The 24,324-nt window shown below is 59.6% G+C and carries 23 protein-coding genes; 12 read left to right on the plus strand and 11 right to left on the minus strand.

Going from position 1 to position 24,324, the window contains the following annotated elements; genetic code table 11:
* Positions 1 to 31 precede the first annotated feature (31 nt).
* Complete coding sequence (locus AYM40_RS33570) at positions 32 to 706, plus strand: peroxiredoxin-like family protein (RefSeq protein ID WP_063500249.1); 675 nt, start codon at positions 32 to 34, stop codon at positions 704 to 706.
* 81 nt (positions 707 to 787) lie between these two features.
* Entirely contained in the window at positions 788 to 1,510 is a 723-nt protein-coding gene (locus AYM40_RS33575) for an SDR family oxidoreductase (protein WP_063500250.1), read from the plus strand.
* Between the two features lie 196 nt (positions 1,511 to 1,706).
* Here AYM40_RS33575 and AYM40_RS33580 read toward each other — a convergent pair whose 3' ends face one another.
* Complete coding sequence (locus tag AYM40_RS33580; RefSeq protein ID WP_063500251.1) at positions 1,707 to 2,822, minus strand: alkene reductase; 1,116 nt, start codon at positions 2,820 to 2,822, stop codon at positions 1,707 to 1,709.
* A gap of 273 nt (positions 2,823 to 3,095) precedes the next feature.
* Between AYM40_RS33580 and AYM40_RS33585 the strand changes: the two genes are divergently transcribed.
* Positions 3,096 to 3,416, plus strand: coding sequence for a pyrimidine/purine nucleoside phosphorylase (locus AYM40_RS33585; RefSeq protein ID WP_063500252.1), 321 nt, complete (start codon positions 3,096 to 3,098; stop codon positions 3,414 to 3,416).
* A 26-nt stretch (positions 3,417 to 3,442) separates the two neighbouring features.
* Positions 3,443 to 4,147 carry a hypothetical protein gene (locus tag AYM40_RS33590; protein ID WP_063500253.1) on the plus strand — a complete coding sequence of 235 codons (705 nt, stop codon included), beginning with the start codon at positions 3,443 to 3,445 and terminating at the stop codon, positions 4,145 to 4,147.
* A 212-nt stretch (positions 4,148 to 4,359) separates the two neighbouring features.
* Here the strand turns inward: AYM40_RS33590 and AYM40_RS33595 are convergent, their stop codons facing one another.
* From AYM40_RS33595 to AYM40_RS33615, 5 genes are all read right to left on the minus strand, one after another.
* The gene (locus tag AYM40_RS33595; protein ID WP_063500254.1) at positions 4,360 to 5,595 is read right to left on the minus strand and encodes a CaiB/BaiF CoA transferase family protein; all 1,236 of its coding nucleotides are present in this window, start codon (positions 5,593 to 5,595) and stop codon (positions 4,360 to 4,362) included.
* Between the two features lie 2 nt (positions 5,596 to 5,597).
* On the minus strand, positions 5,598 to 6,362 hold the full coding sequence (locus AYM40_RS33600; RefSeq protein WP_063500255.1) for an enoyl-CoA hydratase/isomerase family protein: 765 nt from the start codon (positions 6,360 to 6,362) through the stop codon (positions 5,598 to 5,600).
* Positions 6,363 to 6,595: 233 nt separating this feature from the next.
* Positions 6,596 to 7,687, minus strand: a complete 1,092-nt coding sequence (locus tag AYM40_RS33605; protein ID WP_082855533.1) for a porin — start codon at positions 7,685 to 7,687, stop codon at positions 6,596 to 6,598.
* A 235-nt stretch (positions 7,688 to 7,922) separates the two neighbouring features.
* Positions 7,923 to 8,699, minus strand: a complete 777-nt coding sequence (locus tag AYM40_RS33610; protein ID WP_063500256.1) for an enoyl-CoA hydratase — start codon at positions 8,697 to 8,699, stop codon at positions 7,923 to 7,925.
* Positions 8,700 to 9,093: 394 nt separating this feature from the next.
* Complete coding sequence (locus AYM40_RS33615) at positions 9,094 to 10,056, minus strand: NAD(P)H-dependent flavin oxidoreductase (RefSeq protein ID WP_063500257.1); 963 nt, start codon at positions 10,054 to 10,056, stop codon at positions 9,094 to 9,096.
* 704 nt (positions 10,057 to 10,760) lie between these two features.
* Between AYM40_RS33615 and AYM40_RS33625 the strand changes: the two genes are divergently transcribed.
* The 6 genes from AYM40_RS33625 (at position 10,761) to AYM40_RS33645 (ending at position 15,723) form a co-directional block, all read left to right on the plus strand.
* Positions 10,761 to 11,663 carry a 3-keto-5-aminohexanoate cleavage protein gene (locus AYM40_RS33625; protein ID WP_082855452.1) on the plus strand — a complete coding sequence of 301 codons (903 nt, stop codon included), beginning with the start codon at positions 10,761 to 10,763 and terminating at the stop codon, positions 11,661 to 11,663.
* A gap of 24 nt (positions 11,664 to 11,687) precedes the next feature.
* Positions 11,688 to 12,533, plus strand: coding sequence for a TetR/AcrR family transcriptional regulator (locus AYM40_RS33630; protein ID WP_063500260.1), 846 nt, complete (start codon positions 11,688 to 11,690; stop codon positions 12,531 to 12,533).
* A gap of 553 nt (positions 12,534 to 13,086) precedes the next feature.
* On the plus strand, positions 13,087 to 14,493 hold the full coding sequence (locus AYM40_RS33635) for an NAD-dependent succinate-semialdehyde dehydrogenase (protein ID WP_063500261.1): 1,407 nt from the start codon (positions 13,087 to 13,089) through the stop codon (positions 14,491 to 14,493).
* A gap of 46 nt (positions 14,494 to 14,539) precedes the next feature.
* Positions 14,540 to 14,983, plus strand: a complete 444-nt coding sequence (locus AYM40_RS33640; protein ID WP_063500262.1) for a tautomerase family protein — start codon at positions 14,540 to 14,542, stop codon at positions 14,981 to 14,983.
* Positions 14,984 to 15,109: 126 nt separating this feature from the next.
* Positions 15,110 to 15,388: a transposase gene (locus AYM40_RS43935; protein ID WP_082855453.1), complete on the plus strand. Its 279-nt coding sequence runs from the start codon at positions 15,110 to 15,112 to the stop codon at positions 15,386 to 15,388.
* Positions 15,364 to 15,723, plus strand: a complete 360-nt coding sequence (locus tag AYM40_RS33645; protein ID WP_063500263.1) for a hypothetical protein — start codon at positions 15,364 to 15,366, stop codon at positions 15,721 to 15,723. The genes AYM40_RS43935 and AYM40_RS33645 overlap by 25 nt, the downstream gene beginning before the upstream one ends.
* Before the next feature lie 325 nt (positions 15,724 to 16,048).
* Here AYM40_RS33645 and AYM40_RS33650 read toward each other — a convergent pair whose 3' ends face one another.
* On the minus strand, positions 16,049 to 17,629 hold the full coding sequence (locus AYM40_RS33650; RefSeq protein ID WP_063500264.1) for an isocitrate lyase: 1,581 nt from the start codon (positions 17,627 to 17,629) through the stop codon (positions 16,049 to 16,051).
* A gap of 144 nt (positions 17,630 to 17,773) precedes the next feature.
* On the minus strand, positions 17,774 to 17,977 hold the full coding sequence (locus tag AYM40_RS33655; RefSeq protein WP_063500265.1) for a hypothetical protein: 204 nt from the start codon (positions 17,975 to 17,977) through the stop codon (positions 17,774 to 17,776).
* Positions 17,978 to 17,994: 17 nt separating this feature from the next.
* Here AYM40_RS33655 and AYM40_RS43940 point away from each other — a divergent pair, with 17 nt between their 5' ends.
* A complete protein-coding gene (locus tag AYM40_RS43940) occupies positions 17,995 to 18,261 on the plus strand; it encodes a tyrosine-type recombinase/integrase (RefSeq protein ID WP_420488527.1) in 267 nt (88 codons plus the stop codon).
* 145 nt (positions 18,262 to 18,406) lie between these two features.
* Here the strand turns inward: AYM40_RS43940 and AYM40_RS33660 are convergent, their stop codons facing one another.
* Positions 18,407 to 18,850 carry a thioesterase family protein gene (locus AYM40_RS33660; protein WP_063500266.1) on the minus strand — a complete coding sequence of 148 codons (444 nt, stop codon included), beginning with the start codon at positions 18,848 to 18,850 and terminating at the stop codon, positions 18,407 to 18,409.
* 439 nt (positions 18,851 to 19,289) lie between these two features.
* On the opposite strand from AYM40_RS33660, the gene AYM40_RS33665 reads away from it, so the two are divergent.
* Entirely contained in the window at positions 19,290 to 19,922 is a 633-nt protein-coding gene (locus AYM40_RS33665) for a helix-turn-helix domain-containing protein (protein WP_063500267.1), read from the plus strand.
* Positions 19,923 to 20,061: 139 nt separating this feature from the next.
* Here the strand turns inward: AYM40_RS33665 and AYM40_RS33670 are convergent, their stop codons facing one another.
* Positions 20,062 to 23,085 (minus strand): FAD-binding and (Fe-S)-binding domain-containing protein, encoded by a 3,024-nt coding sequence (locus AYM40_RS33670; RefSeq protein ID WP_063500268.1) that lies wholly within the window; start codon positions 23,083 to 23,085, stop codon positions 20,062 to 20,064.
* A 52-nt stretch (positions 23,086 to 23,137) separates the two neighbouring features.
* Positions 23,138 to 24,175, minus strand: coding sequence for a DUF1338 domain-containing protein (locus tag AYM40_RS33675; protein WP_063500269.1), 1,038 nt, complete (start codon positions 24,173 to 24,175; stop codon positions 23,138 to 23,140).
* Positions 24,176 to 24,324: the final 149 nt, after the last annotated feature.

Genomic DNA, 24,324 nt, shown 5'->3' on the forward strand with positions numbered 1-24,324 from the left:
CACATCACTCTGTCTGGAGAAGGAGATTGTCATGTCACTTCAAGCGAGACTCGACGCATTCAAGGCGGATTTCAAAAGCGGAAAGGCCCCGTACTTTGCGCCGCCGGAAATCCATCCTGTCATGGAACGCGCTACGGCCGAGCTCGTGGCGTCTCGCCAGGCTGAACGCGCACTCAAAGCGGGCGACGTAGCGCCGCAATTCACCCTCAACGACCCGGAGGGAAAACCCGTGTCGTCTGTTGAGCTGCTGAAGCGCGGGCCGCTCGTCATCAGCTTCTATCGTGGCGTATGGTGCCCGTATTGCAATCTTGAACTGCTGGCGCTTGAGGAAGCAGTGCCGTCGTTCAAGGCCGAAGGTGCCAACCTGGTCGCCATCTCACCGCAGAATGCCGTGAATAGCCGCAAGTCGGTCCGCACCAACAAACTGAGCTTTCCGATCCTCAGCGACACGCACAACGATGTTGCGGCAGCGTTCGGCATCCGCTTTGCCCTGCCCGACTATCTCGTTGATCTGTACAAGAACCTCAAGAACGACCTGCCGGCGTTCAACGGCGACCACAGCTGGACTCTGCCAATGCCAGCGCGTTACGTGGTCGGGCAAGACGGCACGATTCTGTACTCCGAAGTGAATCCGGACTATACCCATCGGCCCGAACCGCTGGACATGTTGCCCGTTCTCCGCCGGAAAATTGCTCCGGCTTTGTAGACCGGATCTGCTTCGCTCCCGACACTGCAAGGTCGGGAGCGAACGCATGCGGACGATCTGCATCCAAAACATCAAGACACCATGAAATCACGTACTTTTCTAGTAACCGGTGCCAGCAAAGGCATCGGCCTGGCCGTCGCACAGCGGCTGAATGCAGATGGGCACCGGGTTGTAGGGCTAGCACGCCAGGGAGACGATGAGGGTTTCCCAGGAACGCTTGTGTCCGTCGATTTGTCCGACCGCGTAAAAACACAGGCCACGCTCGACAAACTTGTATCGGACTACCAGTTCGATGGCCTGGTCAATAACGTTGGGCTGGTGAAACCGCAGAGGCTAGGCGCCATTGACCTCGACGCACTTGACTCCGTCATGTCGCTTAATCTGCATCCTGCTGTCCAGGCCGCGCAAGCGCTCCTGCCCAATATGCGCACTCAAGGCTGGGGGCGAATCGTCAACATATCGAGCCTCACTGTCCTTGGCATCGTGGAACGTACCGCTTATGCTGCCGCCAAGTCCGCGCTGGTGAGCTTTTCACGCTCCTGGGCACTTGAGCTTGCGACCACCGGCATCACGGTCAATTCCGTCGCGCCCGGACCGACGGAAACCGAACTCTTTAGAGCCAACAACGCGCCGGGAAGCGAAGGCGAACAGCGTTACCTCGCTGCTGTACCGATGAACCGCATTGGCAAGCCAGAAGAGATTGCTGCGGCCATCGCTTTCCTTCTGTCCGAAGAGGCTGCTTTCATTACAGGTCAAACTCTGTTTGTCGATGGCGGCGCCTCGATCGGCAAGGTTTCCATTTGAATCGGACTGCGAGCCGCTCTTCGAGTTGTGCAATCGACTTTGAAACGGCCGGCTGCTCTACATCGAGCAGCGGGGAAAGAACCGGATTCAACCACGCATACGAACGTTTCCATCGCTGCCAGTCGGTCCACTTCCTTCTCTCCTTTCTCTCCTGGAACGAATCTACGTGATTCGTGTGTCGCGCGACGAGGCACACTCAGGCCGTGGCCGCTGCGCGGTGCGTACTGTAGTCAGTGTAGCCTCGTCCATCGCCGCCATAGAATGTTGAACGGTCGTAGGCATTCAGAGGCGCACCCGTACGCAAACGCTCCGGCAGATCCGGATTGGACACAAACATCCGGCCGAACGCGACCAGATCGGCATCGCCGGTACGCAGGATCTGCTCCGCGCTTTCAGCGGTGAATCCTCCGGCGGCCACAATAGTGCCGGTGAACAGGCGGCCCAGATCTTTCGACGAGATGGCGGAATCGCTCGCCACCGTGTCCTCGTTGCCGCGAATGCGTGGCTCGATCACGTGCAGGTAAGCGAGGGTGTAGTTGTTGAGCCGGCTCGCCACATAGCCGAAGGTCGCGTGCGGGTCGCTGTCGGACATGGTCCCATAAGCGCCGCAGGGCGACAGCCGTGCGGCAACGCGCCCTGCACCCCACACCGACACGACAGCCTCCACAACCTCGAACAGAAAGCGCGCCCGATTCTCAATCGGACCGCCATAAGCGTCCGTCCGATGGTTCGAGCCATCCAGCAGGAATTGATCGATGAGATAGCCGTTCGCCGCATGCAGTTCGACGCCGTCGAAACCGGCTTCTTTCGCACGTGCAGCGCCCTGCCGGAACTGCTCAACGATATCCGCGATCTCGCGCGTGTCCAGCGCTCGTGGAACGAGCTGTTCGACTTCGACGATATTGCCTCGCTCGTCGCGGATCGCAGCATGCTCATACGCGCGTATCGCCGACGGCGCGACCGGTGTCTGTCCGTTCGTGTTAGCGGGGTGCGCCTGCCGGCCGGCGTGCCATAGCTGCAGGAAGATGCGGGCGCCTTTGGCATGCACCGCGTCGGTGACACGCTTCCAGCCGTCGACCTGCGCCTGTGTGTAGATGCCGGGAGCGTCGACATACGCAATGCCCAGCGGCGAGACCGCGGTCGCGTCAGTGATCAGCAAACCGCCATCGGACGAGCGTTGCGAATAATACTCGACCATCAGATCGCCGGGTACATTGCCAGCTTCGGTGCGCATGCGCGTCAGCGGCGCCAGTACGACGCGATGCTTCAGTTCGAAGGGTCCAACGGAGATGGGTGTAAAGAGCCTGCTCATCGCTTCGTCCCTCGGATATCCGGATTAGGAGAGAGAATGATTGCGCGAGTCGAGGTGACACAGAAGGGAGCATGCGGCAATAGCTGTCATTCCCGCCCGGAATACGCCATAGAGACTCAGTCAACCGGGCATTGCGCAAGCGCCGCCGCCCGCCTGTATCATGGCGGGCGGGCGCCCGAAAGTCCACGCAGCGGTCCGCGCAGATCGCGCACCGCCCGCTGCTGCTACGCGGCACCCACGCATCCATTCACAATGACCCAGAGGAAGACCGCCATGACGGCCGCAACGCAATTCGATCAAGTTTCCATTCTCAAACGAGCCAACGTCTACTTCGACGGCAAGTGTGTCTCGCATACCGTTCTCTTCGCCGACGGCACACGCAAGACACTCGGCGTGATCCTGCCCGGCGCGCTCAACTTCGGCACCGACGCGCCGGAACTCATGGAGGTGCAGGCCGGGCAATGCCGCATCCGCCTCGAAAGCAGTGACGAGTGGAAGACGTATGGCGCGGGCGAGTCGTTCTCGGTGCCCGGCAAGAGCCGCTTCGATATCGACGTGATCGAAACGCTCGACTACATCTGCAGCTATCTGTAAAGACGGACGGGCGCCTGGTGCCAGACATGCTGACCTCCTATTTCTGGAGTGGCGACGCCATCCGCAGCCGACGCGTGAGCGACATCGTGCTATCAGGCACGATCGACGTGCCTGCGCCCCCCGCACGCCTGCTTGCAGATTGGGACCGGGAGATATCGTCGCACATGGTCCTGGAGCCCGGGGACGTCGAGGTAATGCCATTGGCGCGAGCGCGGGCGCGCTGGCCAGACTACACGCGCTGCGTGCAGGCAATGTCCGATTGGACGTGCGCGCTTGGACTGCCCGCAGTGCTTGCCTCCAGTGACGTCGCCCTCATGGCCTGCCGCGGCGCGAGGTACCACCATGACGCCGAGCAATATGGCAGTGCGGCCTTTTGCAATCTCTTCCTGAGCGAGGACAAGGGTCTGGACTTGCACTTTCCCTCTACGGGCCATCGCATTCCTCTGACCCGGGGAACGGCTGTGATATTCGATACTGGCCAGCCTCATGGCGTCATTCGGCGCAGCAGCAGCGGTTTCAATGTGGCCGACTTCGCGCCGGACCAGGATTGCGTCCAGATGTTCCTGACCTGGGAGCTTCCCATCGAAGATGCGCAGGTTGGGCAAGCACTTCAGGTTGTCTTCGACATCGCCCCTTCGACCGCGTTGCAACTGGATGCAGAGCAAGTCCGGCTGAACGACGAACCGGTCATTGTGTGCCCGGATTCCGGTCGTTGGTGCCGCGCTGACTAAACGTCAGGGCCGTGCCGCGGTGTTGCGCTGACCCGCGTCACGCTAGCGACTGCACCCCAACCGCTTGGACGAGTGCCCAACCCCAGAATGTGCGTTTCGAGATTTTCTGACCGGGGTTCGCTCTTCAAAAGCAAGCGGCGTGGCACCATGCTCGCCACGCCGCTTGCACCACCGCGAAGAACCCGTTCAACGTCGGCTGACCATGCGCCTGATCAAAGCGCGTCGAAATCCCCGCGCAGGCTGCGCCGGCTCAGCAAGATCTGCCGCTCGCGAAGCTTCTGGATCAACGCCGGATCAACCCCACGTTCGGCGAGCAGCTCAACGTTATGCTCGCCCTGGAAGGCCGGAATACCGGGCTTCGGCAGCGTCGCGCCGCTGAATCGCCACGGCGACCCGGGCATGCGCAACGTACCGCCGCTGCGATCATCCACTTCCACGATCGCCCCCCAGTCGGCCGCCCATTCCGAATCGGCAAGCTCGTTGGTGGTACGCACCACGCCGATCGCGAGACCCTGTTCACTCACCTGCGCCTGCAATTCCTCGAGATCCGTAAACGTCAGGATCCAGGCGCGCACCTCCGCGAGAAGCGCATCGAGGTTCTGCCGACGAAGATGCGCGGAGGCAAAGCGCGGGTCAAGCAGAAGGTCCGTGCGACGCATCATCGAACAGAATCGCACGAACATCGGCGAATAGATCGGGCTCGCCGCAATCGTCACATGGCGGCCATCAGGCATGCGGAAAATGTGAGACTCGGCCGCGCTCAGCGCAGGCGGTTCGCCATTGGTGTCCACGCCCGACAGTTGCGCACCTGCCCGCTCGTTGACGGACAGCATGGTCGCCGCCATCGAAACGTCCACGTGCTGACCTTCGCCCGTGCGGTTGCGATGCTGAAGAGCCGCGAGAACGGCAATCACGCCGTGGAGCCCGGTATAGACGTCGGCATGGCTGCAGGCGTCGTTCCTCAATGCATTCGGGTCGAATTCAAAATGGTCGCGCAGAATGTCGGTCAGGCCCGTCTCCGCCTGCACGGTGGGCGCAAATGCCGGACGATTGCGCCACGGACCGGTCTGCCCATAGCCGCTCATCGAGACATACACTACCGAAGGATTGAATTCACGAACCTGCTCATATCCCAAACCAAAGCGGGCGAGCGTCCCCGGCCGGAAATTCTCGACGATAACGTCGGCGTCGCGGCAAAGATCCGCCACGATTTCGCGAGCCTCCGGCCAGTTCAGATCGAGACTCAGATTGCGCTTTCCCGCGTTCTGCTGCGCGTAGTACACGGACATGGTGCCGATATGCGGCACGCCACCGCGACCGGTATCGCCGCCCGGCGGCTCGATCTTGACGACGTCGGCGCCGAGATCGCGCAGCGCCTTCGTGCAATGCGGACCGGCCAACACACGCGTGAAGTCGATCACCTTCAGTCCGTCGAGTGGAGCGCTCATGTTCAATTCCCCTCGAAAAGAGCCGAACCGGGACCGCTCTTCGCGAACGCCTCTAGGCCACGTTTCTGGTCCGCGCTCGCCCACATCATGTTGTTCATTTCGGTTTGCTGAGCGTCTGCGCCAGCGATGCCTTGCCTCGCGGACAGGTTCGCCAGGTTCTTGATGCCCTTGAATGCGACCGTCGGACCCGCCGCCAGCTGCCGTGCCCACGACATCGACACGGTCGGCAGTTCGGCTTCGGCAGTCACGAGGTTGATGACACCCCAGCGCTCCAGCGCCACCGGATTATGGCGTCGACCGAACATAGCGATTTCCTTCGCACGCGCCGGGCCGGCCCGTTGAACGAGGCGTTGCGTCCCGCCCAGCAGCGGAATCAGGCCGAGCGACGCTTCTGCCTGCCCAAAAAACGCCGTATCGGCCGCGACGATCATGTCGCAAGTCAGTGCCAATTCGAATCCGCCACCGAGTGCGCCCCCGTGAACGGCCGCGATCGTCGGCACGGGCACGTTCTCGAGCGCGCCAAGCAAGGCATCCAGCCCGGCCTGATCACGACGCCGGCGTCCACCGGTAAAGCCCGCGGTGTCCGCACCGGCACAGAAATGCCGCATCGCGCTGCGCAGGAGAATCGAACGGCAACCCTGGTCGACCGCTTTTTTATAGCAGTCGAGGAGATCACCCAAAAACGTATCCTCAATGAGGTTGTGGGGCGGCTTCGACATTGTGACGACGCCAACTGCGCCGTCTTTTTCAAATACGACAGTGCTCATTTCATGTCCTAAATCATGGCCTGACGGAGTGTCAGGCAAATTGGTCAAAACGATCGTTCAATAAATAGACGACGACATCCACTACACATCTTCCGCGTTGCATTCGAGGTTTCTCGACATACACTCGCCACATAAAAAAATATTTCGTTCAACCAATGACAACAGTGTTAACGTTAAAGCAAATCAGGGTATTCCCAAGCCCTCGAAACACACAATCGATCGATAACGCGCCGTCAGAACAAGTGCCTGATCCCGATTGTCGCGCCCGTCGACGATCCAGTCGGCTCGTATAGTGCGCCGTTCACGGATAGACCGGTGTGAAGCCGCCCATGGTTGTTCACCATCGCCAGTTCACCGTAGACCATCGTACGCGCGGAGAGCGAATAGGTAACGCCCGCCGCGGCAAGCAATGAGTGATTCGTGCCGGCATTACCGTCGTGAATCCACCAGACGCCACCGTCGGCTGCAAATGCAGGCGTGAACGTGTAACGGAACCCGCCCATATACACTTGCTCATCGAAGGAACTCGCTACTTTGTAGTTCGTGTACGAGAGATTGAATATGGCGTTACCCCAGTTCGACACCGCTCCGATCGTTCGACCTGTAAAGGCAACTGTCGTCGGGATAGGCGTGCTTGCCGCGGAACCCCCGCTGTTGCCACTGAAAAGCGCCGCATCGACAACCAGATGCGGCATCGTGTAGGTCAGGCGAGCAGAGTATTGACGACCGGCTTGGAAATTACCCGCCTGACCACCCAGCGCGATCATGCCACTCCCTTCAAACCCGGCAATCTTCGGCGACGTGTACGAAATGGCATTGGGCGTAAAGAGCCCGGTAGTGAATACGCTCCCGATATAGATTACAGCACCACTGCCGAAAAAAGACGCGCCGCGGGGTTCCGTATTCAACAGGGACAGTGCAAACGGAGAGTATTGCTCACCCATTTTCACGGTGCCATACGGACCGGTAAGGCCCACATACGCCATACGACCAAAAAAATTCCCGTTGGAGTTTCCAAGCGCACCATTGGAAGTACTAAAGCCACTTTCCAGAGCAAAGATTGCCGCAGTTCCCCCGCCAAGATCCTCTCTGCCCTTGAGGCCGAATCGGGATGACGAGTAGTCGCTGTCCGTGAGCGAGAACACGTGCCCCCCGGATGCCCGGGTCCTCGGATTGAACGTGTGATTCGTATAGAAAAGGCTGGTGTCCAGAATCCCGTATAACGTAACACTGCTTTGCGCCCTTACCGCGCCAGGGAGAACGGAAAGGACCGCGGCAACGGTGCACGCTTGAAAAATCGGAAGACGTCTATTTCGTTGAGTAATCACGGCTGAAGCATCTCCAAATTAATAAGTTATCTTATTTTCGTTTGTTATTACCTTCGCCTACTTCGAACCACTCGACCACTTGAGACACCACATATCTCGATTGACGAGAACCTCCGCTGATATTTGCACCACATTCCCCGCAAATCCGGCGCGGCATCGCCGTGTATCGACGAGCCCGGGAATTGTCCGCAAATCACGTGGCCCGGGCACTCGAGCTCAATACATGCCGATCCTACGATTGAGCAATTTTGGTGAAATCAGGCTTGCGTTTTTGCGCGAATGCGTCAAACGCTTCCTTTGCCTCGGCGCTTTTGAGTCGCTCCTCAAAAGTGGTGTCTTCGCGATCCATCTGGGCTAGCAATCGTCCCGCGTCCCGCATCAGCCGCTTCGTGGCCGTCAGCGATCCGCTGGGCTTGGACGCCATCTTGTCGGCAACGCGGCGCGCCTCGGCACGCAGCTGTTCGGCGGGAACGACCTTGTTCGCGATGCCCCATGCAACGGCCGTTTCGGCGGGAAGTGGATCGCCGAGCGCAAACATTTCGAATGCCCGGGCATAACCAATTCGCAACGGAAGCAGATAGCTCGACGCAGCTTCCGGAACCAGACCCAGGTTCACAAAGGGCGTAATCAATTGTGCTTCTTTGGACATCAGCACGTAGTCGCAATGGAGCAGCATCGTCGTGCCGACTCCCACTGCCTTGCCTTGGACCGCGGCGATGATCGGTACCGTTGCATTGGCCAGGACGCGCAGCAGGCGGGTGGCGTGATGTTCTTCCGGATGACGGCCCGCCGCCTTGGCAGCGAAGTCCGAAATATCGTTGCCCGCCGTAAAAGCGTCTCCATCGGCCTGAATCAACAGCGCTCGAACCTCGGCATCGACATCCGCCCTGACGATGGCATCCGAGAGCGCGCCATACATGTCGTTGGTGAGAGCATTTTTCTTCTCCGGTCGAGAAATGGTAGCGACCAGCACATCGTTCGACAGTTCTACTTTGACTCCGGATGTCATTGCTTTGCCTCTTGTAAAATTCGATTGCGTGATTGGGTAATACGTTCTCGACCACCGCAGCGCTTGAGCATCCTCGCGCGAATTAGCGTTCGACATAGTTAGATAAGCGAACGCACGCGCGCATGCCCGTTCCTGACGGCAGGATCGGCCGACTCCCAGCGATTGATCAGTGGTCTCCTCCGCAACCTGCGTGGCTAAAGCAGAAAGATGGCGATAACCGCGGCGGTGGAGCGCGCATTCGATGGATAACGGGAGCGACTCAAATGACTTTCCGTTTATTCATCGGCGAATGACCAGCCGCGGTCGACGTCACATTTCCACCTGCTCAGCTATCGCATGTTCCGGTTATTTGTTTAAATAAAGATAGCCAACTTTCTTATCCATTCTCTCAGGTTCAGACAGCGAGACGTTGGCGTGCCAGACCGTATTCTTCCTTCAGACGCCCAATCAGATCGGCGGCAGGGACGATCTTCTTGATCGCGCCAATGCCTTGCCCGGCGCCCCACACATCTTTCCAGACTTTGGCTCTCGAGCCGCCTCCGGAGCCAAAGCTCATCTTCGAAGGATCGGATTCGGGAAGGTTGTCCGGATCGAAGCCGGCAGCGGCGATACTGTTGCGCAGATAGTTTCCGTGCACGCCGGAAAAAAGGTTCGTGTAGACGATATCGGACGCCGCGCTGTCCACAATGGCCTGCTTGTAGCCGTCCAACGCGTTCGCCTCATGGGTGGCGATAAAAGCACTGCCCACGTAGGCCAGGTCGGCTCCGGCGGCCAGCGCCGCGAGAATGGCATTACCACCGGCGATCGCACCCGAGAGCAACAGCGGCCCATTGAACCATTCCCGAATTTCCTGTACAAGCGCAAAGGGGGACGTCACGCCAGCATGACCGCCGGCTCCGGCAGCGACGGCGATCAGACCATCCGCCCCCTTCTGTATGGCCTTCTTCGCGAAGGTGTTATTGATGACATCGTGCAAAACGATGCCACCCCAGCGATGCACGGCGTCGTTTATTTCTTCTCGCGCTCCCAGCGACGTGATGACGATGGGAACTTTGTATTTTTCGCAGATCGCCATATCCGTATCAAGACGGTCATTCGACTTGTGAACGATCTGGTTGACAGCGAAAGGAGCGGCCGGACGACCCGGATTTTTCGCGTCATGCTCGGCCAATTCGTTAGTAATCCGGTCTAGCCACTCGTCAAGCGCGCCCTCCTGACGTGCGTTCAGAGCCGGGAAGGAACCGACTACGCCGGCCTTGCATTGCGCAATGACGAGATCTGGGTTCGAAATGATGAAAAGCGGCGAAGCGACGACAGGAACTGACAGTCGATTGGCAAGGACGGGCGGTAGAGGCATGAAAGTTCTCCGAACTACACTACTCCAAACCTGGGTCGACGGTACCGAAGCCTTCGGACGCGATTTCGCCAGGATCGTTTGAAGATGGACGACCAGACGGTTCACCTATTGACGATAACGACGTACGGCAGCGCTTGATTGCCACAATACAGCAGGCCCTTGAACGCGACGACTTCATAGCCAATCTGCTCGACCGCCCAGCTAAAAAAGCTCAACGGGCGCGAAATGACGAACGCACGACCTGATCGAAAACATCGACCTTCCGGCATCTTCGCAGTCAATTCGCTCAGCCCATGACGCATCCTAACACCGTTAATATCTATCGAAATCCGGGAATTCCCCAAGTCTTGAAGTGACGCCCGCTTCGGCCCGTGCTCCGCATCAGTCGATGCATGCAACCGCCATCCGGCGAAGCGCGCTCAGGCGTGGTTGCACGCCCATCCGACGGGCGCCGCTCGCCACAACAAACGGGAATGCGCGCGACCGTGACGGATAAACCACACGCCGCGGACGCACCATGATCGGAATTACACCTGTCTTGACGCGAATCCTAACAGTGTTATCATGAATTCGCCGTCTGAAATTCTTTCTTCGCATCCAGTCATTCTGGAGTGCGAATTTATGATTGATCGAACTGCTCGCAGCACAGAAGCCCCCTTCAGGGCATCGTTTATGAGTCAGCCCCTTTCTCTTTACTGACCACTGTGATGAACAAGACAATTATTAGTTGTGCACTGACTGGAAGCGGCGATACCACGCGGCTTAGCCCTGCGGTGCCCGTCACCCCCGAGCAAATCGCCAAGGAGGCCATCGCGGCATGCGAGGCTGGCGCGAGCATCGCCCACATTCATGTCCGCGACCCCAAGTCGGGCGGCCCGAGCGCCGAATTGGCGCTATACCGAGAAGTCGTGTCGCGGATCCGCGATAGCGGATGCCCGATTTTGATCAATCTGACGACCGGGCTGGGTGCCGGGTTCATCCCTAGCGACGAAGACCCGAACCGGGGAAGCAAGGAAAGCACGATGATGACGCCCGAAGCCCGCGTCCGACACGTGCTCGAATTGCGTCCGGAAATCTGCAGCCTGGACGTCGCCACCATGAACTTCGGCAATCGCGCATTCGTCAACGTGAAGGACCATCTGATCAAGATGGCGACCTTGGTCGAGGCAGCAGGCGTGAAACCGGAAATCGAGGTGTTTGATCTCGGACACGTGCGTCTCGCACGCCACCTGATCGAAACACAGGGGATTCTGCAGGCCCCGCTGTTCCAGCTTTGTCTTGGCGTGCCATGGGGAGCCCATGCCGATACGGAAAGCCTTCTACTGATGAAGAGTTATCTGCCCGAAAACGCCCGCTGGTCGGCATTCGGTATCTCGCGTGCCCAGTTCCCCATGGTGGCTCAAAGCGTGATTCTCGGAGGGCATGTCCGCGTCGGCCTCGAGGACAATCTCTATATTGACAAGGGCGAACTGGCGCCGGGCAACGCTGCACTGGTCAAACGCGCAGTCGATATCATCAAGAGCATCGGTGGAGAAGTAGCGACCCCCGACGAGGCTCGCGGCATACTGGGCCTTCCCGCTCGCCGGCCGAGCCAGGTGACGCACTGACAAGCAACGCCATGATCCGGTGGTGTGGCCGATCCGGTTATTGCTGATGACGACGATGGCGTTGAGAGCACGTTCGCGGATCGATTGAGTGTTAAGATCACTCGCATGAACGACTCTGCAGAAACCAAACGCGCGACCCGTGCCAACACCGCATCTCCGCGTCGGCAGGCAAAGAAGGAGGCAAGCGCGTCCCGTTCTCCCACTGCGGACCGTTCCGGCGCGTCGAGCGGTGAGCGGGAAGCCGATGCGCCCAAGCAGCGTCCATACCACCACGGCAATCTACGCGAGGAGCTCGTCCGCTGTGGCAAGCAGCAGCTTGTCGAGGTCGGGCTGACTGGACTGAGCTTGCGGCAGATCGCCGCCAAAGTTGGCGTATCGCAAGTTGCCCCCAAACACCACTTCGGCAACAAGGAAGGCTTGCTGGCCGCCATCGCGGCCAGCGGCTTTCGCGACCTTACCGAGTTCCGCTTCTCGCGGTTGCGCCCCCATATGTCCGCCGAGCAGCGACTGCGCTCACTGCTGTCGTCCTACGTGACGTTTGCGTGGCACCATCCGACGTTGTTCCATTTGATGTTCGGACCGCAGTTCCCCGCGCGGCAGATACACGCCGAACTCGAAGCTGCGACGACCCAGTCTTACCACACGCTCGCTCGGGCTGTCGTGGATTACATGGGCGAACGAGGCAAGGAAGATGAGACGCGAGCGCTTGAAATGGCGCGTATTGCGTGGATGTGCATGCACGGCGTATCGACATTGATGATCGACTTCAGCATCAACCCCGTGGGTGCACCCAAGGTGAGTCGCCAGCAGCTGATCGATCAAGCGCTTGACCTGGTATTTGCCGGCATCCGGGGCGTGAACGGTATTTAAAGACGGCCTCGAAAGGGCTCGATAACTGGCGTTTTGGGACGCGGGCTCGATACCCGTTCCGGGCACGGATGGCAGGTATTCAGGCGATCACGCATATCGCGTTGGCCGTATCCTTTCTGTAGTATTCGCATCCCTTCGAACGTCGCATTGATTTACACGAAGCACTCCTCAAATCTTGCGATTGTCCCGGTAAATTTCTTATCTTTCGCCCGCATTCGTTCGGGTTAAGTTACCGCCTCTCATGTGACAAGAGTCGCAATCCGAATGGCGGTCATCGCCTTGATGTCGTTGAGGGATTACCCGGACTTGTTCAGAAATATTAACGCCGTTAGGATCTGAATCATACGAACTGCGTGATGAGTCGTGAGATGGTGTTCCACTGAGTCGGTTGTCGCTTTTCTGGCTGCGTTACAACACGATGACAGATACGCCGAATGACGGCGACGCCGGATGAGCCAAGAAGGTTACTGGCGACCCATACGTTCCCGGATTTTTCGTTTTTTAAACCGCATACACTTTTATTAGTGATGCATATTATTTAATTTGAGATCCTATGAATTACCAGACAATCAATCCCGCTACAGGCGAGCTAGTCGCGAAATTCGACGACATTACGGACCTGGAGCTCGAAGCTCGACTGGCGACCGCCCACAAGACTTTTGAATCCGACTGGCGACACCGTTCCGTGGCGGAACGCGCACGCATCGTGTCCCGCGCTGCAGCAATCCTGCGGGAGAAGGCCGATGAGTATGCCCACTACGTAACACTGGAAATGGGCAAGCGCACGGGCGAGGCGCGTAGAGAAGTCGAATCGGCGGCCAAGATCCTCGAATATTACGCAAATCATGCGGAGGAGCATCTGAAGCCGCGCCCGCTCGAGGAATCCCCCGAATCGGAGATTCACCTCGAGCCGATTGGTGTTCTGCTTGCTATCGAGCCGTGGAATTTCCCGTACTACCAGATTGCTCGCGTGGCAGGCCCGCAACTCATGGTCGGCAACGTTCTGCTGTTGAAGCATGCTGAGAGCGTGCCCCAATCGGCACTGGCATTTGCCCGGCTGTTCGAGGAGGCCGGCGCGCCGGCGGGCGTCTATACGAACCTTTTCGCGTCCATTGAACAGATCGGGCGCGTCATCGACGATCCGCGCGTTCAGGGCGTCATGCTCACCGGCAGCGAACGCGCCGGCGCCGCGGTCGCGGAGCGCGCCGGGCGAAACCTGAAGAAGGTCATTCTCGAACTCGGCGGCAGCGACCCGTTCATCGTGCTGGAGGACGCACCGCTCGAATGGGCGATCAATAGCGCTGTCGCAGGCCGCATGCTCAACGCGGGCCAATGCTGTGTCGGATCGAAACGCATCATCGTCGTCGGGAAGGAACGTAGTCAGGCCTTCCTTGCCGGATTCAAGGAGAAGATGTCCGCTTTGCAAGTTGGCGATCCGACGGATCCGACTACGGCCGTCGCCCCGCTTTCGTCGGAGCGCGCGTTGTCGCTTCTGCTCTCCCAGATCGACCGGGCAGCCACCAACGGCGCAACGATCGAGTGCGGCGGGCAACGGGTCAACCGCCCGGGCTTCTATCTGCAACCCACGATTCTCGCCAACATCGACCGCAACAATCCTGTCTTCGACGAAGAGCTCTTCGGGCCGGTCGCCGCGTTTTACGCCGTCGACAACGAAGCGGCCGCAATCGAGCTGGCGAACGCCACACGTTTCGGATTGGGTGCATCGGTCTTCACGGCTGACACTGAACACGGTCAGCGAGTGGCAGCCCAGATCGAAAGCGGAATGGTCTTTGTCAACCAGCCGCTTGCGACGGCGCCAGAACTGCCATTTGGCGGCGTCAAGAAATCCGGATTCGGCCGGGAGCTTTCACGACTTGGCTTCGACGAGTTCGTGAACAAAAAGCTGATCCGGGTTGCTTCCGTCGGCGCATCGCCGTTTGGACCCGCACGCGTTGCATAACCCAGCAGTAAACAATCCATATCAGTTACCGACAAGGAGACGAATCATGCCGCTCTGGAAGCTGTATCACACCGCCGACACACTGAACGACGAGCAAAAAACCGAACTGGCGGAGAGGATTACGAAAAATGTTTATTTCCGCTTGCCGGCGTTCTACGTCGCCGTGGTGTTTCAGGAAATCAAGCAGGGCGATTTCTATATTGGCGGCAAACCGGCCGAGCGTTTCGTGCGGATCTGGATCGATCACATCGCGCGAAGTTTACCGACACCGGAACTGAGGGAAAGCTGGTTGTCGCGTGCACGAGAGGCAATTGAGCCGATGTTTAAGGAGCTCGGCATTAGCTGGGAGTTCCACGTTGACGAGACGTCGCGAGATCTCTGGCTGATTCAGGGACTCGTTCCGCCGATGCCGAACACCGAGCAAGAAGTGAAATGGAAGACGGAAAACAAACCGTCACCCTACGAGGTTGACACCATCGCCGGCAACTAATGGATCAAGCGAACACTCGCGTGTTCGCTTGATTGCCGGTGCCGTTCAACCGGGCGCTAAACGGCATCAGGCCTGAACTGCACCCCAAAAGTTGGACACCCGTCCAACGATTTGGGGTGTTTTTTCATGAGCAGATACAGCGCGCGGTTCAAGCAGTCGGTTGTCGAAGACTATCTGTCTGGCAGAGGCGGCGGTAGCGCAGAGGTGGCTCGCCGACACCGTATTGACCACAGCACGGTGCGCAAATGGGTGGCGGCCTCGCGCGTTAATCTGGTCTTGCGCACGCTCTCACAACTTCCGTTCCCTGGCGACAGGCTTCGGCCTGCTCGGCATGGTGAGGGAATCACCCGCGACGATCGAACTGGCCAGTTGGCTCGCCCGTGCGCGTGCTCGCCAACAGCGTGACCGACGAGGTGCGTGATCATCCATTCGGCAACGATCCGTATTCGTTGCCGCGCGAAGTGATCGCTGAAGATGAATGGGGACCGATACCCAAGTACAGCACGGTCTCACCGTTGCGGAGCACCACGGGTGAGTTGGAGAAGATGGCGTTATACGCGGGTCAGTCGTCGGCGTTGATTCACGCACGTGAGTCGGCGGAAGAAGTCATCCAGCGGATGTTGAGTGAGGCGGGCGAGGCTCTTGATCGCGTGCAGGCTCAGCGCCTCACATCCCTCTCGTCTTCGCCGCCACAGTTTCATCCCGCTCCAATCCACCGCCGGGCGCAAGAATTGGATTGACCCGGTCTTGCGAGCAGCGTGCGTGTTGTCCGTTGATCGGAACGCTCCAACTAATCAGCCCGGCGCTATGCATTCTGAGGTGACAACCTGTTGTTGCCGATAAGGCAGTTGAACGACGTTCAAGCAACGAGCATCCTCTGTGCCCCATCTGCGAGATGAACGTGGCCAAGGCCACCGCGCCATCCTCAGTCTACCGAGCCACACGTACAGCTTCTGCATGGAAGCGCACAAGAAAATGTTTGATGAGAATCCCGCGAGCTATCTCGCCGGATAAAAAAAACGCCAACCTGTATGGGTTGGCGTTTTGCTTGGAGTATTACTGGTATCAGAACTGGTTCATGGTGTTGTCTTTACCCGCCGCTTTCAGGGCCGCTTCGCCGCTGAAATACTCCTTGTGGTCGTCGCCGATGTCCGAGCCGGACATGTTCTGGTGCTTGACGCAGGCGATGCCCTGACGGATTTCCTTACGCTGCACGCCAGCCACATAACCCAGCATGCCCTGGTCGCCGAAGTATTCGCGGGCCAGGTTGTCGGTCGACAGTGCGGCGGTGTGGTACGTCGGCAGCGTAATCAGGTGGTGGAAGATACCTGCTTCGCGCGCCGCGTCGGCCTGGAAGGTGCGGATCTTTTCGTCGGCGGCGATCGCCAGTTCAGTCTGATCGTATTCCACACTCATCAGCTGGGCGCGGTCGTATGCTGACACATCCTTGCCTGCGGCCTTCATCGCGTCATACGCCTGCTGGCGGAAGTTCAGGGTCCAGTTGAACGAGGGGCTGTTGTTGTACACCAGCTTGGCGTTCGGGATGACTTTGCGAATCTCGCTGACCATGCCGCCGATCTGGGCGATATGCGGTTTTTCGGTTTCGATCCACAGCAGGTCAGCGCCGTTTTGCAGCGCGGTGACGCAATCCAGCACGCAGCGCGCTTCGCCCGTGCCGGCGCGGAACTGGAACAGGTTGCTAGGCAGGCGCTTAGGACGCAGCAGCTTGCCGTCACGCTTGATGATGACGTCACCATTGCCCAGTGCTTCGGCCGATATTTCGTCGCAATCGAGGAAGGAATTGTATTGGTCGCCCAAGTCGCCGGGTGTGTTGGTCACGGCGATCTGCTTGGTCAGGCCGGCGCCCAGCGAGTCGGTACGGGCCACGATGATGCCGTCGTCCACGCCCAGTTCCAGGAAGGCGTAGCGAATGGCGCGGATTTTGGCCAGGAAGTCCTCGTGCGGCACGGTGACTTTGCCATCCTGGTGGCCGCACTGCTTCTCGTCGGACACCTGGTTTTCGATCTGAATGCAACACGCGCCCGCTTCGATAAACTGCTTGGCCAGCAGGTAGGTGGCTTCGGCGTTGCCGAAACCCGCGTCGATGTCGGCGATGATAGGCACGACATGGGTGATGTGGTTGTCGATTTTTTCCTGGATGGCGGCCTTGGCCGGGCCAACGGCCGCGTCCAGCTGACGGAACAGGCCGCCCAGTTCACGGGCGTCGGCCTGGCGCAGGAAGGTGTACAGCTCGCGGATCAGCGCGCTAACGGAGGTTTTTTCGTGCATCGACTGGTCCGGCAGCGGACCGAACTCGGAGCGCAGCGCGGCCACCATCCAGCCGGAGAGGTAAAGGTAGCGGCGGTCGGTGCTGTTGAAGTGCTTCTTGATTGAGATCATCTTCTGCTGGCCGATGAAGCCGTGCCAGCAGCCCAGCGACTGGGTGTACTTGGACGAGTCGGCATCGTAGGCGGCCATGTCGGCACGCATGATCTTGGCGGTGTACCTGGCGATGTCCAGACCCGTTTTGAACTTGTTCTGAGCACGCATGCGTGCGGCAGACTCGGGATTGATGGCATTCCACGCGCTGCCTTGTTTCTCCTTCAAACCAGCAACTGCCTTGATGTCGTCTTGATATTGGGTCATGTGTATCTCCTAAGAGCAAAGCGCATTTAAAAAATAGTTGGGTGTGCCGCTGCGTATGTCGAAGCGAACTGCATGACTTAATTGTAGGACCGTTTTGACGCGCCGCACCTATGTCTTATATAAGACATATGACATAATTTATGCTTATTTTTCAATGAGATACACAATAATTATTGCGATGTGAAACATGTTTTCAAACCGCGGGAAAATGATGCTGCGGAAATTTGAACTGACCTCCACAATGTGAAACGCCCTTTCGGCTGCTGGAGGCAGGACAAGCAGGGATGCACGGATGGCTTGAGCAACGATAGCGGGCGGGATGATTTTGTAGACGTCTGTTTCGACCAATAGACGTTCCAACGCCGATCGAACGCGCTGCGGAAGCCGCCACGCTGACCAAGCGGGTGACGTCGCTCACCTTTCGCCATTCGTTTGCAATGGATCTACCGGAATCGGAATGCGACATCCGGACAGTGCAGGAGCAGCTTGGTCATAGCGAGGTATCGACTACGACAAGCTGCCTGCACGCGCTGCATCGCGGCGCACGTGGTGTCCATTCGCCTATCGGCGCAATGAAGCAAGTTCCACGTTCAAAGGACCACTATTGGGGATCACCAGGGTGCTTCCAATGACCGCAACTGGCCGTTCTATGCCGGTGTTAACGGCGACAAACATAAGCACGTCTCCGGTCGTCAAGCGCGATCCGCCCGAGTGCGGGCGTTTGGCGCCGGCATGGCGCAGATTGCGCTCCAGCCACACCGGAGCGAACCGGAAACTTCAGTCGACGGCGTTGACGTTCGGAAACTTGCCACGAAACGCCTGCGGCATCGGCACGACCTTTTTCATCTCGTAGTTGAAGAACACGAAGCCCGACTTCGCCATCGCGATAAGCGCGCCATCTGCCGGCCGCGTGATGCGGAAGATGACGTCGCCGCCATACTTGTTGAAATCCATGATGCCGACTTCGAAGCACAGCTGGTCGCGCGCATAGGCTTCAGCGCGATAGGTCGTGGCGAGGTCGGTCACGATGATGCTCGTGTGCGTGTCCTTCATGTCCTCGATACCGGCGTCGAACAGGAAGCGTGCGCGGGCCTCGGAAATCATCGAGATCATCGAATCGTTCGCCAGGTGGTTCGCGCCGTTGATGTCGGTGACGCGCACCGTGAGATGCGTCGAGTAGTAAAACTGGTCGTCGGGAAATTGCAACTGAATGCGGGCCATGGCGTGAAACTCGGGGTTGAGGGGAGGCGTGCGCACTTGAAGGGCGCTGGCGCCTTATTCTAGCGGTTCGACGTGCGCGACATGCGTAGAACCCCATACGGCGATCGCATACAGGCGATCATGTCGAGCCGGACCCGGCGGCGGCCCCATTCCAGGGTAGAAGCGTCGGCAGTGGAAAGCCACGTTTCCGATGAGAAAGGCTCTTCGATACTGCACGCAAATCCAGGCGCGACAGCTTCGGTCAGCACCCGCGTCAAGGAAGCAGCGCGTACAAGCCCTCACTGATTGGCGCGCAAAGGGAATGCATCACTTCACAACCATCACCAGCGCTTCCCCGATACGAGCTCTAACGCTGCCAGCGAACGTCTCCGCCAAGCCAAATGTTATTATCGGAAACACGACCCGCCGCCCAAGGCGCGCATTTAAGCCGTTGGACCCCATGGACACCCACCTCTCCAAACCTGCCGACCAATCGACAACCGACCTCGGCCGCCGCGTCCGCGCCGCCCGCCAGGCGCAGGATTTGACGCTCGAAACCGCGAGCCGCCTCTGCGGCGTCTCCCGCTCGACCCTCTCAAAAGTCGAAAACGGCCTGATGTCCCCCACCTTCGACGTCCTGCAGAAAATCGTAACCGGCCTGAAGATCGAAATCGGCGAGCTTTTTGGCTCGACACCCAAAGTCAGCGCCAGCGGCCGCCGCGCGTTGACCCGCAAAAACGAAGGCCAGCGCCACGCCTACCGCGGCTATCAGATGGAGTTACTCGCCACGGATCTGGCGCACAAAGCGATGTTGCCGTTCCGCATCCGCATCTCGGCGCACACGCTGGACGCGTTCGATGACTGGGGCCGTCACGAAGGCGAAGAATTTCTGTATGTGATCAGCGGCAGCGTATGCCTGTATTCCGAGTTGTACGCGCCGACGCATCTGAACGCTGGCGACAGTCTGTACTTCGACAGCCGCACCGGCCACGCCGCCGTCTCCACCAGCGAAGAAGACGCCGAAGTGTTGTGGATGGCGACCAGCGCCGACATCCCGCAGACGTCGGCCACTGTGGAACCGGCGAAAAAATAACGAGCGCGTCACGACCGCTCGCAGCACGTCGAAACGCCAAAAGGCGAAAGCCTGCGTCGCCAATGCCGATGGCAGCGCCACCGGCAAATGGCAACACTAAAGCCAGTGCCAACATCAATAGCACCGCTGCCACAGCCCCTTAACGGCGCGCCGCCAACGCCCGCTGCGCCAGTTGCGCGATATGCATCGCGTGTTGCCCAGTCCCCTGCTCGATCTGTTCACGGCAACTGAAGCCGTTGGTCAGCACAATCGTTTCCGCATTCGCCGCCGCAGCAGCACGCACCGCAGGAAACAGCGTGTCCTCGCCGATCTTCTCCGAAAGCGCGTGATGCTTGTCGTTAAAGCCAAACGATCCCGCCATCCCGCAGCATCCCGTATCGAGCAATTTCCATTTCACGCCAAGCTTGTTCAGCAGCGCGGTATCGCCTTGCATACCGAACAGCGCCTTCTGATGGCAATGCCCGTGTACGATCACGTCCGCGGCAAGCGTCGGCCATTCGAACGGCTGACGCGCGACGAAATCGGAGAACAGAAAAGTTTGCGCCGACAGCTGTTTCGCTAACGCATGACCGGGGAGCTGCTTGAGCAACTCATCCTTGAACACCGATAAGCAACCGGGCTCAAGACCGACCAATGGCACACCCGCAGCAATATCGTCTCCAAGGTCATTGAGAATCGTGGTCAGCAGCTCGCGCGCACGGTCGAGCAAACCGAAGTCATACAGCGGACGCCCACAACACAAACGGTTCTTCGGCAGCACGACGTGCCAGCCCATTTGCGTCAGCACGTCGGCAGCGGCCTGCGCGATCTCGGGCGTGAAGTGGTCGTTGAAGGTATCGACCCACAGGATGACTTTCTTGACCTCGCCACGAGCACCAACACGAGCGCCCCGCTCGGCCTTAAGCGATTGCCGCGCAATCTGCCGGTAAGTCCGCGCGGCAAACTTCGGCAGTTCACGCGCTTGCGCCACCCCAGCAGCCCACTTCCCAACCGCAGCCAATCCCGGCGCCGACATCATAAAATTCGTCAGCCGCGGAAACCTTGCCGCCCACGGCGCCCATTCGCCAATTCGCCCCATAAACAGCGCCTGGCGCGGCCGACGATTCGTCTCGTAGTAATGCGAAAGAAATTCCGCCTTGTACGAAGCCATGTCCGTATGCGTCGGGCAATCGGATTTGCAGCCCTTGCATGCGAGGCAGGTATCGAGCGCCTCTTTCACTTCGCGGCTTTGCCAGCCGTCGACGATCACGTCGCCTTGCAGCATTTCCCAGAACAGATGCGCACGGCCACGCGTCGAGTATTGCTCTTCACGTGTCGCGCGATAGCTCGGGCACATCGTGCCGCCCTCGAGCGAACGGCACTTGCCCATGCCGATGCATCGCTCGATCTCGCGCTGAAATCCATCACCTTCCTGGCTCGCGAACGTGAGCTTCGTTTGCAGGGTCACCGGCTTGTACGCCGGACCCATGCGCAGATTTTCATCGGCGCGATACGCATGCACGACCTTGCCAGGATTCAATCGATTGGCTGGGTCCCAGATCGCCTTGAACTGCTCCATCGCCTGCATCAGTTCAGGGCCGTACATGATCGGCAGGAACTCAGCCTTGGCCTGGCCGTCGCCGTGTTCGCCCGAGAGCGAGCCGCCGAATTCGACCACCAGTTCCGCCGCTTCGCGCAGAAACTTGCGCCACGTCGCGACGCCTTCAGCGCTGCGCAGATCGAAGGTAATGCGCGCGTGCACGCAGCCATCGCCGAAATGGCCGTAGAGGCTCGTCTCGTAGCCGTAACGATCCACCAGCGCCTGAAACGCACGCAGATAATCGCCGAGACGCATCGGATCGACCGCCGCATCCTCCCAGCCGACCACCGGATCGGGCGTACCCGCGTCCACCGACAACGCCACCGCCGACGCCCCCGTCTCGCGGATCGACCACACCTTCGCCTGCAACGCGCGATCTTCGACGAGCATCGCCGATACATTCGGCCCAGCTTCGCCCGACGAAAAATACGCCGCGGCGGTTTGCGCCTGGCGCACGGCATCGTCTTGCGTATCCGCGCCGAATTCGAGCACGACCCATGCATCGCCATCCGGCAGCAACGCGATCTCGTCCTTCTTCAAACCACGTGCCTGCAAGCCGCGGATGATCGCGCGGTCGAGTCCCTCGATTGCGATCGGCCCACAGCGCATGAAATGCGGCACGGCGTCCGCAGCGATGTAGATATCGGTGAAGCCGACCACGACGATCACGCGTTGCGGCGGACTCTTCACGAGCCGCACTTTCGCCTGCAGGGTCACGGCGCACGTGCCTTCGGTGCCGACCAGCGCACGCGCGACGTTGAAGCCGTTTTCCGGCAGCAGTTGATCGAGGTTGAAGCCCGACACGCGCCGCTTGATCTGCGGGAATTTCGCGCGGATCTGATCGGAATAAGTGTCGCGTAGTTGCTTGAGTGCGGCGTAGATTTCGCCTTGCCTGCCGCCTGCTGCGATGATGCGATCGAGTTCGTCGTCCGATGTCGGACCGACCCAGAAGCGCGCGCCGTCGAACGTCGCGACTTCCAGCGCCTCGACGTTCTCGACCGTCTTGCCGGCCATCACCGAATGCGCGCCGCACGAGTTGTTGGCGATCATGCCGCCGAGCGTGCAGCGGCTGTGCGTCGCGGGATCGGGGGCGAACGTCAGGCCGTGCTTTTCCGCGGCGTCGCGCAAGGTATCGCAGACTACGCCCGGTTCGACGAGCGCTACGCCCGCTTCAGGATCGACCGAGACGACGCGGTTCACGTATTTGCTCGCGTCGGCTACCACCGCGACGTTCACGCATTGGCCGTTCTGCGAGGTGCCACCGCCGCGCGGGAGGAAGGGCACGTCATTGCGGCGGCAGGCGGCGAGCGTTTCCAGCAGGTCGTCGACGTCCGACGGCACCACCACGGCGAGCGGGACTTGCCGATAGTTCGACGCATCCGCGGCATACAACGCTTTCGAGCCTTGATCGAAACGTACTTCGCCGCGCACATTGCGGCGCAAGTCGGCTTCGAGCGCCTGCATCACGGCGGCAGCCCCTTGAAAGGGCTTGGCAACGCGCGGCGCTTTCAAGGTGTCATGAGGCACGTCGCTCAACGAAGCATTCACGCCCGCGCCCTGCTCTTCATCCAATGACGTTCCCACTGCGTTCCTCACGTATCGTGTCCGACGCCCGCGCTATGGCCTGAACTACGCATCACGCAGCCTGGCTCGCGGTCATCTTGAAGATGCCCTGTGCGTTACCCGCGTCGAAACGCAGGTCCGTTTCCCAGCGGCGCACGTCCTGATCGAAGGTCCGCTTACGCGTGATGAACTCGTAGAACGAGCCCGGCACCTCGCGCGTCACGATGCTGCCGTCGGCCGCACGGAACTCGCGGCGCACGATATCCGCGCGGTACGCGGTCTGAAACACGCGGCCCGAACGCGAACGCTCGACTTCCGGCTTCATCGGACGGCCCTTCGCCTTTTCGTCGTCGGAAAGCTTGAACACGTCTGCGACGCGATCGGTAGCGTGGTTGAAGGCGTTGCCTTCGGTCGCGATCCACGCCATTTCCGCCGACTCCTTCAACAATACTTCGTAATCGGCTTCGCGTGGCGTCTCGTGCTGACGTGCGAACGCGCCGACGATCGCCGGCAGCAACGCATGTGCCGCCTCGAGCGGCAGCACGCCTTCGCGTTCGAGCTCCCACAACTGGCCGGCGGCTTGCGGCGTCAACGGATCGCGTGAGGCGCCGATCACGTTCGTCACCGCCTCCTGAAATTCCGTCGAAAACCGTTCCGGATGCAATTCGCTGACGAAGAACTGCGCGATCTCATCAGGGGCGTCGTCATGCGCCCAGGCGCGGCCGGTCATGCCGAGACGGTCGAGCGGATAGCGGCCGTTGATGCTGAACCCGAGCGGACGCAGGATGCGCGCGAACGCCGCTTCGCCCGGCGGCAGCGCGCCGCTCTCTGCCCAGCGCACGGTGCGCAATGCGCCGTGGTCGAAGTAGACGCTGCCCCCGGCGGCGATCGTCTCCTCGGTGTACTGGCGGCCATTCGCGGAGCGCGCCAGCAAGTCTTCGAACAGCGCCATGTTCATCGCCTGCGCCATTTCGGCCCGCGTGACGGCGCCGTCTTCCCATTCGTTGAGAATCTGCGGATGGTTCAACGTGGCGAACAGCCTTGCGGTTCTCTCGGCGCCGAGCAGTTTCAGCAGCAGTTGTTCGACATTCGCATTCTTGATGTTTCGCATATCGGTTCCGGGCGGGGTGCGGCGAGCACGCGTTCGTGTATTTGGAGGTGGCCTGCCGGCGTGGCTTCAGGGCGCAAGCACGGCGTCGTTGAATGCGCGATTATTCAAATCCGCGGCACTGCCGTAAAGCGAGATAAAATCGCCACTTG

The sequence above is a fragment of the Paraburkholderia phytofirmans OLGA172 genome (assembly GCF_001634365.1).
GTDB lineage: Bacteria > Pseudomonadota > Gammaproteobacteria > Burkholderiales > Burkholderiaceae > Paraburkholderia.